The organism is Nostoc sp., assembly GCF_036917615.1.
Lineage (GTDB): Bacteria > Cyanobacteriota > Cyanobacteriia > Cyanobacteriales > Nostocaceae > Nostoc.
Map to the genome: position 1 here is coordinate 12,551 of NZ_JBALCZ010000080.1, position 15,096 is coordinate 27,646.

Annotated in this window: 16 protein-coding genes; 9 read left to right on the top strand and 7 right to left on the bottom strand. The window is 41.9% G+C overall.

The window, feature by feature from the left end:
* The first annotated feature begins 95 nt into the window (after positions 1–95).
* Positions 96–1,244, top strand: a complete 1,149-nt coding sequence (locus tag V7K85_RS29295; protein WP_334819067.1) for a DegT/DnrJ/EryC1/StrS family aminotransferase — start codon at positions 96–98, stop codon at positions 1,242–1,244.
* 106 nt (positions 1,245–1,350) lie between these two features.
* Here V7K85_RS29295 and V7K85_RS29300 read toward each other — a convergent pair whose 3' ends face one another.
* Both V7K85_RS29300 and V7K85_RS29305 read right to left on the bottom strand, forming a co-directional pair.
* The gene (locus V7K85_RS29300; RefSeq protein ID WP_334819069.1) at positions 1,351–2,094 is read right to left on the bottom strand and encodes a DUF561 domain-containing protein; all 744 of its coding nucleotides are present in this window, start codon (positions 2,092–2,094) and stop codon (positions 1,351–1,353) included.
* A gap of 69 nt (positions 2,095–2,163) precedes the next feature.
* A complete protein-coding gene (locus V7K85_RS29305; RefSeq protein ID WP_334819098.1) occupies positions 2,164–2,298 on the bottom strand; it encodes a WD40 repeat domain-containing protein in 135 nt (44 codons plus the stop codon).
* Positions 2,299–2,456: 158 nt separating this feature from the next.
* Here V7K85_RS29305 and V7K85_RS29310 point away from each other — a divergent pair, with 158 nt between their 5' ends.
* Positions 2,457–3,245, top strand: coding sequence for a class I SAM-dependent methyltransferase (locus V7K85_RS29310; protein WP_334819071.1), 789 nt, complete (start codon positions 2,457–2,459; stop codon positions 3,243–3,245).
* Between the two features lie 182 nt (positions 3,246–3,427).
* Here the strand turns inward: V7K85_RS29310 and V7K85_RS29315 are convergent, their stop codons facing one another.
* Positions 3,428–3,970 (bottom strand): Uma2 family endonuclease, encoded by a 543-nt coding sequence (locus V7K85_RS29315; RefSeq protein WP_334819073.1) that lies wholly within the window; start codon positions 3,968–3,970, stop codon positions 3,428–3,430.
* Between the two features lie 397 nt (positions 3,971–4,367).
* Here V7K85_RS29315 and V7K85_RS29320 point away from each other — a divergent pair, with 397 nt between their 5' ends.
* The gene (locus V7K85_RS29320) at positions 4,368–4,595 is read left to right on the top strand and encodes a hypothetical protein (protein WP_334819075.1); all 228 of its coding nucleotides are present in this window, start codon (positions 4,368–4,370) and stop codon (positions 4,593–4,595) included.
* 440 nt (positions 4,596–5,035) lie between these two features.
* Here the strand turns inward: V7K85_RS29320 and V7K85_RS29325 are convergent, their stop codons facing one another.
* Positions 5,036–5,995, bottom strand: coding sequence for a hypothetical protein (locus V7K85_RS29325; protein ID WP_334819077.1), 960 nt, complete (start codon positions 5,993–5,995; stop codon positions 5,036–5,038).
* A 419-nt stretch (positions 5,996–6,414) separates the two neighbouring features.
* Between V7K85_RS29325 and mnmA the strand changes: the two genes are divergently transcribed.
* The 3 genes from mnmA (at position 6,415) to V7K85_RS29340 (ending at position 8,283) form a co-directional block, all read left to right on the top strand.
* Positions 6,415–7,470, top strand: a complete 1,056-nt coding sequence (gene mnmA, locus V7K85_RS29330) for a tRNA 2-thiouridine(34) synthase MnmA (protein WP_334819079.1) — start codon at positions 6,415–6,417, stop codon at positions 7,468–7,470.
* Between the two features lie 86 nt (positions 7,471–7,556).
* Complete coding sequence (locus tag V7K85_RS29335) at positions 7,557–7,901, top strand: hypothetical protein (protein ID WP_334819081.1); 345 nt, start codon at positions 7,557–7,559, stop codon at positions 7,899–7,901.
* Positions 7,891–8,283: a hypothetical protein gene (locus V7K85_RS29340; RefSeq protein WP_334819083.1), complete on the top strand. Its 393-nt coding sequence runs from the start codon at positions 7,891–7,893 to the stop codon at positions 8,281–8,283. Before V7K85_RS29335 ends, V7K85_RS29340 begins: the two co-directional genes overlap by 11 nt.
* Positions 8,284–8,340: 57 nt before the next feature.
* Here the strand turns inward: V7K85_RS29340 and V7K85_RS29345 are convergent, their stop codons facing one another.
* From V7K85_RS29345 to V7K85_RS29355, 3 genes are all read right to left on the bottom strand, one after another.
* On the bottom strand, positions 8,341–9,789 hold the full coding sequence (locus tag V7K85_RS29345; protein WP_334819085.1) for an SMI1/KNR4 family protein: 1,449 nt from the start codon (positions 9,787–9,789) through the stop codon (positions 8,341–8,343).
* A gap of 39 nt (positions 9,790–9,828) precedes the next feature.
* Entirely contained in the window at positions 9,829–10,098 is a 270-nt protein-coding gene (locus V7K85_RS29350) for a type II toxin-antitoxin system ParD family antitoxin (protein ID WP_334819087.1), read from the bottom strand.
* Positions 10,099–10,218: 120 nt separating this feature from the next.
* A complete protein-coding gene (locus tag V7K85_RS29355; RefSeq protein ID WP_334819089.1) occupies positions 10,219–10,875 on the bottom strand; it encodes a Uma2 family endonuclease in 657 nt (218 codons plus the stop codon).
* Positions 10,876–11,068: 193 nt separating this feature from the next.
* Here V7K85_RS29355 and sat point away from each other — a divergent pair, with 193 nt between their 5' ends.
* The 3 genes from sat (at position 11,069) to V7K85_RS29370 (ending at position 15,025) form a co-directional block, all read left to right on the top strand.
* Positions 11,069–12,247, top strand: a complete 1,179-nt coding sequence (gene sat / locus V7K85_RS29360; RefSeq protein WP_334819090.1) for a sulfate adenylyltransferase — start codon at positions 11,069–11,071, stop codon at positions 12,245–12,247.
* A gap of 236 nt (positions 12,248–12,483) precedes the next feature.
* Positions 12,484–14,604 (top strand): caspase family protein, encoded by a 2,121-nt coding sequence (locus tag V7K85_RS29365; protein WP_334819092.1) that lies wholly within the window; start codon positions 12,484–12,486, stop codon positions 14,602–14,604.
* 67 nt (positions 14,605–14,671) lie between these two features.
* Positions 14,672–15,025 (top strand): hypothetical protein, encoded by a 354-nt coding sequence (locus tag V7K85_RS29370; protein ID WP_334819094.1) that lies wholly within the window; start codon positions 14,672–14,674, stop codon positions 15,023–15,025.
* Positions 15,026–15,096 lie beyond the last annotated feature (71 nt).

A 15,096-nucleotide genomic window follows, 5' to 3' on the forward strand; every position in this document is an offset into this window, starting at 1 on the left:
TAGTCTTTTAGTAGCTCCTCTTTGATTAATAATTCAATCAGCAAAAATTGACTGTCGAAGTGCATCCTTTGTATCTCCCGATAAAATGAGAACTCATGATCCAAAGTGTAAATCCCATCCCTGCCTTTGATATTAAGCAGCAATACACCACCATCGAAGCAGAAGTAAGTGCAGCTGTATTAGAGGTTCTGGCTTCTGGTCGCTATATTGGCGGCCCCCTAGTCGAAGGCTTTGAACAACAGTTTGCAGCTTATAATACTGTTACTGAATGTGTGGCTTGTAATTCTGGTACTGATGCGCTCTACTTAGCGTTACGAGTCTTAGAAATTGGTGCAGGCGATGAAGTGATTACAACGCCTTTCACCTTTATTGCTACATCTGAAGTGATTAGTGCCGTAGGTGCAAAGCCTGTTTTCGTTGATATTGACGCGACTACGTTTAATTTGGATGTGGAGCAAGTCGCGGCGGCGATTACACCCAAAACTAAAGCGATTATCCCGGTTCACCTATTTGGACAACCTGTGGATATGACATCATTGATAGCGATCGCTCAGTCTCACAATTTGTCAGTAATTGAAGATTGCGCTCAGTCTACAGGGGCAATTTGGGGTGAGCAAAAAGTAGGAAGCATTGGACATATTGGTTGCTTTAGTTTCTACCCTACCAAAAATCTTGGTGGTTGCGGCGATGGCGGGGCAATAACGACTAATGACCCAGCGATCGCCACTAAATTGCGAATACTACGGGATCATGGTAGTAGAATTAGATATTTACATGAAGAAATCGGTGTAAATAGCCGCTTGGATGCTCTCCAAGCAGCTATTTTGCAGATTAAGCTGCGTTATTTAGATATTTGGAATGATCGCCGACGAGATATCGCCAATTATTACTACCAGTATTTGTGTCAAGTTCCGGGGATCGTCCCGCCCCAAGAATTACCTGGGGGTATTGGGGTATGGAATCAATACACTATTCGCATATCAGGCGAAGGGCGAAATGGTTCTAGCGCCAAATATCGAGATTGGGTGCGTAGTCAATTGCAAGAGCAGGGCGTGAGTTCAATGATTTACTACCCCCACCCTTTACATTTGCAGCCAGTTTATCAAAGTCTTGGCTATAAAATTGGGGACTTCCCAATAGCAGAGCAAGCTTGCCATGAAGTCATATCCTTGCCTATGTTCCCAGAACTGACAGAACAACAGCAAGACCAGGTGATTTATGGGTTGAAAGAAGTTATGAGTTAGAAGTTAGGAGTTAGGAGTTAGGAGTTAAAAGTTTGAAGTTAGGAGTTTTGAATGAATAGGTTTCTTCAACTCATTACTCATAACTGATCACTCCTAACTTCTAACTCTAACTGATTACTGCATTTGCAGTCGCTAAGGCTTCTACTAAGCCACGCACAGCAGCAATCATTGCTACTTCGCTATTGAGTTGGTTGATAGCGGAACCAACACCAACACCAGCAGCTCCAGCAGCGATCGCTAATGGTGCGGTAACGTTAGAAATGCCTGAAGCACACAATACTGGCACTGACACCACACGGGAAATTTCAAAAGCTGCTGCCAAGGTGGGAGCAGCTTTTTCAATTAATCCTAAAGTTCCAGGGTGAATTGGGTTACTGCTAGTACCGCCTTCGGTTTGGATAATGTCCGCTCCAGCTTTCACCAGTTCTTCTGCTAACTGCACCTGTTGATCTAGTTCCAAAATGTGCGGAACGGTGACAGATAGGGTGATTTCCGGGAGGAGAGCGCGGGTTTGGTGAGTCAACGCTAGCACTTCTGGAGCCTCAAAGCGGCGTCCTTGGGCATAGAAGGAATCGAAATTCCCGATTTCAATTAAATCAGCACCAGCTGCCACAGCTTGTACAAATTTCTCTGGTTCTACTGCTGAAACACAAATTTGTAAATTTGTCAAACTTTTAGCTAGCTGGACTAAGGCTGGATCGGCAGCAATATCGACAAAAGTAGCACCGCCAAATTCAGCAGCTTTGACAGTAGCAGCGACGCTAGCGGCGTCGAAGTTATTCAAGCCGCTGATCACTTTCAGAACGCGGCGGTTATAAAATGCACGTTGGAGTAGAGAATGCATCGTCATGGTTAGGCAATTAAAGGTATGAAAATTAGGTATATTCTACCGTTCCTTAGTTGATGAGGAACTAAATCACTACGGCAGTTGCCAAATATTGATAGTTTTATCCTTACCGCCACTATCCAAAGTTTTGCTATCCGCACTGAAAGCGATCGCATAAACTTCGGCTGAATGTCCATTAAAGGTGTGTATTGCCTCTCCCGTGTTCAGTTGCCAGACTTTTACAGTCTTGTCAGTAACCTTGAATCCAAATCTAGGAGGACTTCATCTGCTGACTGGTAACGCTCCTCGATATTTTTTTGTAACAGCTTCCCTAGTACATTTTTTATAGATACAAATAATTAAGTTCTGCTTTTCAAGAGGAACATATGACTGAAGAAATAATGGCAAAGTTTGACGAAAAAGAAATACTTGAACTCTGGGATAATAGAGCTAGAGACTGGGATATTCAAGTTGGCGAAGATGGCGACAGCAATCGAATTCTGAACTCAGATCCGGTACTATGGAGTTTTGCTGGTAATGTTGCGGGATTGTCTGTCCTCGATGCTGGTTGTGGCACAGGATATCTGGCACGCCAGCTTTGCCTTAAAGGAGCCAGTGTAACTGCTATAGATTTTTCACCTCAGATGATAGAAATTGCTCAATTCAGAGCTAGCCAAAATAATCTAGATATAGATTTCCATTTGGATTCATGCACTGAACTCAAGTCGCTTCCAGATGAGCAATTTGATATTATCATCTCGAATTATGTTCTCATGGATTTGCTTGATATCGAAGGAGCAATAAGGGCATTCAATTGTGTTCTCAAGCCTAGTGGTATTGTAATTCTTGTGTTCTCACATCCCTGCTTTCCTCAAGACAACTCGACGACTGTAAATGAGGATGGGACGGTTTTTTATGGTTGGGCTTCTTCTTACTTTGAAAGGACACAACACAACGACCAACCTTGGAAGCATTTTACAACACCATTTATCTGGTTTCACCGTCCTCTTTCCGATTACTGGAAAGCTTTCAAGGCAGCAGGTTTTTCTGTGGACGAATTTGAAGAGCCAAGAATTACCCCAGAGCGATATCATCTTGCAGAAAACGACCGGAAGCTGTTCAATTGCAAAACACGTCCCTATTCGGTAGTTTTTAAACTGCTGAAGGTTAAATGATTATATTGCAACCCGATAAACTTCTAGTACAACGCGGCGTAAATAAACATACCATTTCAAATGGCGCAAAAGCCCGGAATACAATTCTTTTGACTTTTGAATGAGTGACTTTTGAATGAGTGACTTCCGCCTTGTGGTACTAGTTCCATCCATTTACGTCTACAGGATCTTTTACCACTATCCTAGTCAAACTCTAGAGGCCACAAATCTGCAATTGGTACTTCCCATCCTGGGAGCAGTTCGGGAACTGTTAAAATATCGCCATCATGGAGTATTATTGCCTCTTGTCCAAAGTTGTAAACTTCAACAATCCGCTCATCTGGATTGAGCAAAATTCCTACCTTAGTTCCCAAACTCAGAAATTCTTGAATCTTGGCTCTCAGATCCTCTAAATTATCGCTAGGGGACTTCACCTCTACAGTCAAATCGGGAGCCAATTGAGCAAAAGACTTGGGACTGCGACGCAAGCGTTCGGCTAAAACAAATGAGGCGTCCGGTGCACGCAAATCTGAATTTGGCAATCTGAAACCAGCGCTAGAAGCTGCTGTTCGTCCCAGTTTGCGCGGTCTAACCCAGTTACGTAACTGGGCTACCATTTCAGCTGCAACCTCATCTGATTCGTATCCTGATGGACTCATGACAATAATATTACCCTTAACTAGTTCCATGCGATAGTCAGGATGCTGTTGCTGCATTTTTTCCAAGTCTTCAAGGGTTAGGGACATAAAACCTCTAATTATCACACTTCTGGTATTTATATTATGGAGACAACAGACCCCTCCAGGAGCGATCGCCCCATGAATTCCCCAATCGATATGTCTGCCTCAAATGTGGTGTTGAGCGAGAAATAAATAAGTATCCCTCTGGTTTAGGCTCGTTTTTGCTGCTGTTGTTGGGCTTGTTTATTTCGTTCCAACTATTAGCTAATTATGAAAAGCCAAACAATCCACAAAGGCAACAACAGTCTTTGAATAATTCACCCAATCAGGCAATTACTCACCTGTAAAACTAATACCGTTCAGGCTGGACATGATTTTTCATAGCCTCATTTTTTCAGGGAGCAATGGAAAATCAAAAATAATATTCACTTCTTAAAATTTAGCTACTTTTACGAGTAAAATTATGAATACAAATCAGGATACGCTTCTATTTCGCTTTGCTTCTAAATCCTTGAAATATTTCTTGTTGGTGCTATTTGGCATTGCGATCGCTTACGTTCTATCCAGTGGTTTAGGTATCTTACAAATTATACCCATACTGATGTACGTTTTACAACAGTTTTTGCTTCCACTAGGGATTATCCTGTTGTGTTTAATTACAATAGCAGTAATTATTGAATCCCTGCGTTAAAAATTGAGGGAGTGGGGAGTGATTTAATTTTGGATTTTGGATTTTAGATTTTAGATTAACCCCATACCTTCATGTAGTTGCTGTGGGAAAGAAATTTGGGATTTATCCTTCAATACCTTCGGCTTGGTGCAGTCATATCATGTCCGGTCAAAGACTTATCATTTAGACCGCAGGGGGGCAGGGGGAAAGAGGCTTTTCCGATTTTTGCACAGATGGGGTAATCATAAATGATTAACCGGACTTGATATCACTAATGGGGAAACCCCTAATAGCCTTACGGGTGACGCTCTAAGACTCGCTACCGCTACGTTCGCGCAGCGTCTCGTAGAGAAGACAGCCAGCCGCTCAAGTCGGGAAACCTGCCCTTCGCGCCTGGCTCACCGCGCTGCTTCACCAAAATCCAAAATTCAAAATCTAAAATTGAATGACTCCAAACTTATTCACTTTCCGTAGTAAACCCTGGCATTACTGTATCCTCTATTTCGCAGATATTTATTCCATTCCTCAGCTTGGAATCGATCAGGGAAAGGCCCTACTGCTACGTGTGGGCCTCGTGGTTGCGTCCTTTCGAGGACTCCGCCAGCTCGTCCTAAATCTTGGCTAAATCGGGCTATATTCTGCCTAATTTGGGCTGCGGTCGCAGGTAACTGTTCTTGAGTGGTGGGAACGACGACATAATATCTAGAGGCTTGCCTGGGAGGATTTATATTACTGCGATCGCCTACAAAGCCTCTATTGTCTCCATATATTTCCTGTCCATTAGCAGAACTGATAATCCGTACATTAGAAATGCCTCGTGACTGTAGCTCATTGACGCGTTGTTGGGCGTTAGATACTCTGTTAAAAACTCCTGACTGAATTACATTCCGTCCTTGGTACTGGCGAATGTAAGCACTGGGTTCGATCCGACGGATTGCTTGTAGCGTCTGGAAATCGCTACTATCAACGTAAACTAAGTAACGCTCAAAGTTCTGGTTGTATTGACTAAATTGTGCAGGTTGAGAGGGCTGAAAATTCTGCTCAATTTGATTATTCTGTAATGGTTGCGAGGGCTGAAAGTTCTGCTCTAATTGATTGTCCTGTAATGGTTGCGAGGGCTGAAAGTTCTGCTCTAATTGATTGTCCTGTAATGGTTGCGAGGGCTGAAAATTCTGCTCTAATTGATTGTTCTGGACTTCTTGGACTGGTTGTAACTGCGGTGATGGTTGTTGACCAAAGGGAATTGGCGGTGGCGGTAAAATTTCACCTGCTTCTTGAGCCAGTAGCACGTTGTTGTGGATTTGTGCTTGTGCTGGGATAGAGTCGGGAATCAGCACTAACCATCCTCCCACTAACAAGGGGAGAAGTCTGCTAGTGGGCTTCCAACCCTCAGAAGTTCGGCACAGCATCTGAAATAGCATAAATTGACTTGGTATTCCTCTCGACATAGTAATTAGAAAGTAGTCAAAGTATTTTTAGGCAATTTCCATCAGGAACTAATTAGTTCACCGTTGTAGCAACTATATAGCGTTAACGTAAAATTAGCTCATCTGCGTGGCAAAAAATGCATCTGTAACTAATCTTAGATAAGGGTGATGAGGGAGTAGGGAGAGTAGGGGAGGCAGTGCGTTGCACGGGTTCCCCGCGTTGTAGCAACTGCTGTGATAGCAGGGGGAGTAGGGGAGCAGGGGAGAGAAAAAGACCTAGTTTTCTGCGGTGATGACGGAGTGAAGAGCGATCGCTATTTGCTACCTCAGAAACTGAAGTGCTTTGGTAGCAAGGCTTTGAAAGAGTGTGTGCTACAATTGGACAACCACGCAGCTATCGTGTCGTGTTTTGTATGAAAAAAGTCGTCGTTGGTCTTTCTGGTGGCGTTGACAGTTCCACCGCCGCAGCTATCCTGCACCATCAGGGCTATGAAGTGATTGGTTTGACTCTTTGGCTAATGAAAGGCAAAGGTCAATGTTGCTCTGAAGGTATGATCGACGCGGCTGATATCTGTGAACAACTGGGCGTTCCCCATCAGGTTGTGGATATTCGGGATCTCTTTCAGACGCATATTGTCGATTATCTGGTAACTGGTTACAGTGCTGGAATCACGCCTTTGCCTTGTTCTCAGTGCAATAAAACGGTGAAGTTTGGGCCAATGGTGCAGTATGCCCATGAACAATTGGGATGCGATCGCATTGCCACTGGTCATTATGCGCGAATTAGCTATGACCAAGCAACTGGACGTTACCAATTATTAAGGGCTGTTGACCGCAACAAAGACCAGTCATACTTTCTCTATGATTTGTCTCAAGATTTACTAAGAGCAACTATATTCCCTCTGGGCGAACTCGAAAAAATTGACACGCGCCGGATTGCGACTGAATACGGACTGAAAACTGCTGATAAACCAGAAAGTCAAGACTTATGCTTAGTAGAAAGTAACGGTTCCATGCGGGCATTTCTGGATAAATATCTAGCTCCCAAAACAGGCGATATTGTAGATATGACAGGCAAAGTTTTGGGACAGCATGATGGTGTCCATCACTACACCATTGGCCAGCGCAAAGGCTTGGGGATTGCTGCTGCCGAACCGCTATATGTGATTGAATTAGATGCGGAAAATAATAAGGTAGTAGTAGGCGATCGCACAAAAGTAACTCAGCCAGAATGCACTGTAAATCGGGTAAACTGGGTTTCTATTGCCGAACCATCTATCCCAATTCATGCCGAAGTGCAAATTCGCTATCGTTCCACGCCTACACCAGTGACGGTAATTCCTTTGGAAAACTCCCGTGTACGTTTGGTATTTGATGAACCCCAATTCAGCATTACCCCCGGACAAGCTGCTGTGTGGTATGACGGTGAGAAAGTTTTAGGTGGCGGAATTATTGAACAGTTTAGTTAATAATAACTCTTACCCTGTTTTGGCATAAAGCAAAACCACCCTTCCTCACTTGTAAGGAGGGGTATTTTTCTTTTTAAATTGGATATATGCCGGAAGAACCTATCTCTGACCAGTTTTTGATACAGTTATTACAAAGCTATACCTCAGCAGAGGTGGCAGAGATTCAAAAGTACATAAGTGAGTGGGATGCTGCTACCTATACGAGTGTTGCCCAGAGTATCTTAGACCATGCTAATAGAAAAGGAATTGATCCATTAAAGTATCTACGCAAGGCTCATAACTTTAATAAAAAAGGAGCGATTAGAGTTCCGAAAACTGAATACCGTGGAGATAGTTCAGCTGTATATCGTAAAAGCAATGAATATCTGATTGTCAGACCCGATCAATATGGTACTGAAAAGATAGTTACTTATGGAGTCAATGATGACTAAAGCAATTTTAAATCAGCAAGAATTAATTAAGAGAAATATTAGTCATTTATTAACACAGTTGACTAATACTTATAAAAATACACGCGGCGAACGAGAAGAAGTTTCTATTCAGTTTCCACCAAAAGATGAAGATTTTTCACTTTTAGAAGAACTTGAACTTTTAACAGTAAATATTAGAGGTTATGCAAGTCAAATTCAATCCACAGGTCAAATTATCAATCAAGCCCAGGCAATTGAGCAATTACAAGCTATGCGAGTTTTAAATATACCTCAGATTGCGAGTTTTTATTTTGGCAGTAATGGCAATTATGAACAGATAAAAAGTTATATTAGAACGTTAGATTACTTGCGGTTACTACTATTAGAGTATTTGCAGTTTTAGAGCGATTAAAATTATTACTTATTAACCTTGCGTTTGACCCTTTATACTTGGCGATTTCTAAATGCTATAACCATCTGGAAAAGTGATATCGGGTTGTTGTATGCTATTAGGGTAAAAGTTTTCTCGCCATGTTATTTGAGGCTTTTCACAAACTATAATAGTTTTATCAAAAGGAATAATACACCATATTTCTCGACAGTAGGAAATAAACAAATTTAACTTTTGCTCGTCAAATTTCACTCCTAAAAGATGAGCAAATTCAAATAGTGCTGCTGAACTAATAAAGTCTTCATTACCCAAAATATACTTATACCTAAGATTAACTTCAATAAAATTATCTCCTAAAGTATCTTTTAAGTCATATTTAATTCCAGAATATAATAATTTAATTACTTTTTGAAAAATAGGACTGACTTCATCTTGAAAAAAATCTGTGATTTCAAGTCTCAAATCATCTTCTATCAAATTGTTTAAAGAATCAGACAATTCAGATTTTAAAGAAGTTAAAACAGAAGTAATTACAGGTTGTGCCAAAAGACAATCAAAAGGAATTAGTAACAAATCCCAATATAAAGATTTTAGCTTTTCAGCAAGATAAGTGTTTTGAATTTGTTCTAAAAAATCAGATTTTTTTAGTATTCCTAGATGTGCAGTGTAAAAACTAGGTACAAAAACTATATCTGGTATCTCTTCTCCTGCATACGCATATAATTCTCGAATAATTTTAGCGGCTTTTTGATGGTTTAGAGGGGTATTGATTACATCTAGCCAACTTTGCTTTTTTTCAGAAAGTTGTCCTTCTTGTTCTAACGTTAAACAGTAGATATTTTTCTTTGCAGCTCTATGTCTGTAATGAATCAAATTACACTTTTCTTTATTTAGATAAACAGAAATAGAACCATATTCATTTATTTCTAACCTATTAAATCCTTGTTCACAACAATCTGCTATTTCTGCAATAAAATTTCTCAGATTTTTGTAATATTTTCGGATTTTAAACAAATCATCTTTTAAAATGAATTCTGCTGAAGAGTTTACGCTTTCAATTAGATTGCTCTTTAACTTGGGTACAAATTCTTTCTGATAATCAACAGATTCAAGAAAGTCATCATCATCATACAAAATAATAACAGAAGATATCTCTCGACCAATAGGAACACTAAAAAAATCTCCTCCGTTTTCATACGCCAAGGAGAAAATTATTATAAAATAAATAGGCTGACCAGCTATAATTATTTTTTTAAGATGTTGGATTGTAGCTTGTAAAGAATTAAAATCAATAAATGATTCCCTAGATTTCCAACCATACAGATCAACTCCTTTTAACAAACCATTTCGCCATTGATAAATTTCATAAACTTCTTCTGGTAATTTAAAAGGTAAATCTTTTGTTATGTCATCAATTTCTTCAGGCTTTAATCCTGGTTGAAGTAATGAGGTAATTTCAGGTGCTTTTATTACCAAGCAATCCCAAATTCGCTTTAAATTTTCTTTAATTCCTGTCATAAACATTATTGACTTGCGGTCGTTTGCTTACGTCGCTCATTAACCTTGGTTTGACCCTTTGTGCTTGGCGATTCTTTCGCGCACAGCTTGGCGTATATCTTCCCAATCGTCAGGAGTCATCTCAGTTCCATTCCCAGAATTTAAACCTTCTATAAGCATCGTTTCCAAACGTTCAGCCGCTTGACGCTTTTGGTCTTGGCGCACTAACTCGCAGAAATATTCACTCACGCTGCTATAACCACCAGTTGCCACTTTCTCTTCTATATAAGTCCGCATTACATCAGGGAGAGATATATTTATACTATTCATTGCACTACTTCCCTAATTTTTCCTTCATAATATTATTTTATGGCAATTTATGCCATTTATTGCCATATCATACTCAATGAGCAAAAGCGATACCTGCGTCGAACTAAATCTACGTACTCTCTATAAAAAACTACTTCTATCTAATGCCCCTTCAAACTCTTTCAAAGCTTGTACGGTTCCTACTTGCCAAGCTTGTTCAACTGTAGCGGCAATAATTTGAGTTAGAGGGATATTTGGAAAGTTAGGACTGTGATCAGATTCGATGTAATGTCCATCCCTGAGTAAATAAATCCTCAGCTTTTTACTATCGTAAATCCATAGTTCTGGAACTGCGATCGCTTCGTAAGCATCAAGAGTTGTTTTTGATGTCACATCTGTTTCAATTGCCAAATCAGGAGGCGGATCATCTGGTTCTAGTTTGCGACGACCAATCATTCTTTGGTAATTCTGGATATAGAAGCAAGCATCTGGTTCTACCCCTGCTGTATTTTCCCGCTTGAAGGTGGTTGAACCGAAGGGTTCATAACTTTTCCCTGCAATTTTCAGCAAGATTTTTACAATATCCGAAATTAAGTCCTTTGATTTTTCGTGTTCGGGTAGAGGAACCATAATTTCTAACGTAGACTTGCTGTAAGCAACTCGTAGCGATCGCTTTTCCCCCAGTTCTTGCAAAATAGACTCAAATTCCTGCCAACTCATATCCTGGATATTCACTGTACTACCAGGTGCTAGCCGCATTTGGCTAACAGGTTTAACAACGGGGGATACAGCAGTCATAAACATTTTCCTTATAAAGGAACTATTCTCAAACTTGAGGCGAGATTAGCTTTAGCGTAACGTAATCAGATCGCTTACAGGCTAGTTGCAAAATTTTCCTGCATTCCCCAAACTATTTTTCTCTCAGTACCAGCATTTGATAAGTTAGTACATAATCTGAAACAATAACAGTTAATACAAAGAGGGGATTACCTTGAGTCACAATCCAGATGCCATAGCCCCCCACGGTGGACAGTTGGTTAACCGGATCGCCACACCAGAACAAAGAGCAGAGTTTCTCTCAAAAGCTGACTTTTTGCCGCGAGTGCAACTTGACGATCGCGCCGTTTCTGATCTAGAAATGATTGCGATCGGTGCTTTTAGTCCGCTCACGGGTTTTATGAACCAGGAAGACTACGATCGCACTGTTACAGAAATGCGATTAGCTAACGGTCTTGTCTGGTCAATCCCGATTACACTATCAGTCAGCGAAGAAGTCGCTTCTCGCCTGAAAGAAGGCGACTTGATCCGTCTGGATAACCCCGCCGGTCGGTTTATCGGGGTTTTGCAACTTACGCAAAAATACCACTACGACAAAACCCGCGAAGCCATTAATATCTACCGCACTGATGATGCCAATCATCCAGGCGTGCAGGTACTCTATAACCAAAGTAATGTACATCTTGCTGGTGATATTTGGCTACTGCAACGCGAACCTCATCCCCAGTTTCCCACCTACCAAATAGATCCGGCTGCCTCACGGCAAATGTTTCGAGAAAATGGCTGGAAAACTATTGTTGGTTTCCAAACTCGCAACCCCATTCATCGCGCCCATGAATATATTCAAAAGTGCGCCTTGGAAACAGTAGATGCACTATTTTTGCACCCATTGGTAGGGGCTACAAAAGATGATGACATTGCCGCCGACGTGCGGATGCGCTGCTATGAAATTTTGCTGGAACACTACTACCCTGATGACCGGGTGATTTTGGCAATTAATCCAGCTGCAATGCGTTATGCTGGGCCTCGTGAGGCAATTTTCCATGCTTTAGTCCGCAAAAACTATGGCTGTACTCACTTTATCGTCGGACGGGATCATGCCGGCGTTGGCGACTATTACGGCACTTACGATGCTCAATACATCTTTGACGAGTTTGAGCCAAGTGAATTGGGCATTGTGCCGATGAAATTTGAACACGCTTTCTACTGCTTGCGTACTAAGCAGATGGCAACGACTAAAACCAGTCCCAGTAAGCCAGAGGAACGCATTCATTTATCGGGGACAAAAGTCCGGGAAATGCTGCGGCGCGGTGAGTTACCTCCACCAGAATTTTCTCGTCCAGAGGTGGCGGCAGAGTTGGCGCGGGCAATGCGAATACAAGTACCGGCTTAGGGCATTGGGCACTTGTACTGAGCGAAGCCGAAGTATTGGGCAAACAGGGCAAACAGGGCATTGGGCATTAGTCATTAGTGATTGGTTATTAATTCTTCTCCCTCACTGCCTTACTCCCTCATCTCCCCTTGTCCCCACTCTTTGATCAACAAGCAAACAGCATAAACTGTAACTTTACAATACAGAGTTTAGCCCTGTAAGCTGCTAGCTAATGGGCTGAGGGCTGATAGCTAATTATGAAACGGCGCACGTTTTTACACAGAATTGGCTCAATACTCGCGGTATTGGGGGTAACTGAAGCTGAGTGGTTGTCTTTGGGAAATCGCTATTATCAGGCTTTGGCACAACCCAGTCCGCGCAAGTTGGCATTGTTAATAGGTATCAACCAATACCCCAAAATTCCAGGCCTCAGTGGTTGTCTGACGGATGTGGAACTACAAAGAGAACTTTTGATTCATCGCTTTGGTTTCCAAGGGTCAGATATTTTAACCTTGACTGAGGAACAAGCTAGCAGGGAATTCATTGAGGCGGCTTTTTGGGATCACCTGGGCAAGCAAGCTAAACCCGGTGATCTGGTTGTATTTCACTTTAGCGGCTATGGTAGCCGTGTCAAATTGGAAACATCCCCAGATACAATCCAAAATGCTCTGGTGGCAGCCAATGTAAGTAAAAAACCACAAGATGACAAAATAGTCAACTATATATTAGAAGAAACTCTACTGTTATTATTGCGATCGCTCCCCACAGACCGAGTAACAGCAGTATTGGATACTAGCTATTATGCTCCTAGCACAGTCTTAGGATTGAAAATTCGCGCCCTTCAGGAGTCAGTAGCAAAGCTAGCAGCAGAGGAACTCGACTTTCTCAAACAACTTAAAACTCAAAATTTACCCAGCACTCCAATTGTTTTAGCAGCTACCTCAAATCCAAAGCAGTCGGCGAGGGAAGGACTCTTTTCTGGTTTTAGTGCCGGGTTATTTAGCTACGCCTTGACGCAGTATTTGTGGGAATTCACCCCAGCCACCACAATTCAAGTCGGCTTCTCTCATCTGGAAAATTCTCTATACAAATTAGGTAATAAACAGCAACCAGCATTATTAAGTAGTCAGAAAAATCAAGATGTAGAGACGTTACATGTAACGTCTCTACTGTCAGACGGGATCATTGGTGCCCAAGGCGCGGTAACAGCTATTGAAGAAGACGGCAGAACAGTCCATCTGTGGTTGGCAGGATTACCTCCACAAGTGCTGCGATACTACGGAGTGAATTCTCGATTCACCCTAGCAACAACAGAGCAATTAGTATTGCGATCGCGGACTGGGTTAATAGCAAAAGCGCAAATTTCCAAAATTGATAGTACAACTCCTCTACAAGTCGGGGAACTCGTCCAAGAAGCAGTCAGGGTTTTACCCCGGAATATTAATTTAACAATAGCTTTGGATACTGGACTGGAAAGAATTGAGCGGGTAGACGCCACAAGTGCCTTTGCCGCATTTTCCCGTGTGTCCACTGTAGTAGCAGGAGAAAAACTCGCTGATTATCTATTTGCTAAACTACAGCAAACGCCTAGTCGTTATGGTCTATTTTCTCTTGGTGGCGAGCTAATTTCCAATACCACGGGGGAAGTAGGAGAAGCAGTAAAATTAACAGTGCAAAGGTTAGCGCCAAAATTCTCAACCTTGCTAGCAGCCAAGTTATGGCGACTCACAGAAAATCAAGGTTCTTCGCGCTTGGCTCTCAAGGCAACCTTAGAAATAATTAGTGACATATCGCCTGGTGTCGTCATGCAGGGGGAAACAGTACGAACTTTCAAAACTGAAACTTCGATTAAAAAATCACTCTCGACTGCGATTGTGCCTATTGGTAGTCGAATGCAATATCGAGTGCAAAACCAGAGCGATCGCCCAGTATATTTAATCTTGCTGGGATTAAACAATAATCATACAGCAATTGCCTTCTACCCTTGGGAAACCCCCCAAGAACCAAACACTGCGGACACCAAACCCCTCCTCAAACAAGTCGTCATCGCCCCAGGTGAAACCCTTACCTTACCCCAAACTAACGCCGCTTCCGAATGGGTGATTTCAGGACCAGCTTTCTTTTGCGAACAACAACTGATTTTTAGTACTGCCCCCTTTAGCGAAACTCTCGCTGCTTTGAACCCTGCTAATTATTCCACAGCCGAACAAGGGCCGATTAGCCCATTGTTGAATCCCTTAGACGTTGCACAAGCCTTGCTACAAGACTTGCATAACGCCAGCGCCCTCAAAACGGAGATGAACGGCACAGCAGCCGACTCATATATCTTAGATGTGAATAATTGGGCAAGTCTTAGCTTTAGTTTTCAAGTAGTGTAAACATGGAATTCAGTAACTTAGTTGTGTATATAACTATAGATTCTGTGTTAACACTTAAGAAAGGTTTATGAAAATCAAGAATCAGATCGGGTTAGCGTTGTCACTGGTCTTACTATCTACCAGCGTTGCTACTGCCCAACCAAAGCCAACTGACTCGCCCAATCCGACAATTTCAACTCAGCAGCGAGAGGAACTGGAAAAACTACATCAAGAAAAACAGATACGCGATTACGTCCAATTTGAAGTAGACCGCGCCTTTGGTCACAGCACAACCCTACTCAACATTTTGCTAATTGTATTGACTTTTTTGCCAATCTTAGCAGCGGCTGGTGTTTGGCTGCTGCGTCGTAGTGTAGTTAGTGAATTAGTAGCTGAAACAAAGCAACAATTAGAGATAGAAGTAGTGCGATTCGTTGATTAGTAAATCGCGGTATTCAGCCCGTAAATAACTAATCCAGCCCGACAGCAGATTACTGTCACTAAAGGCTGAAC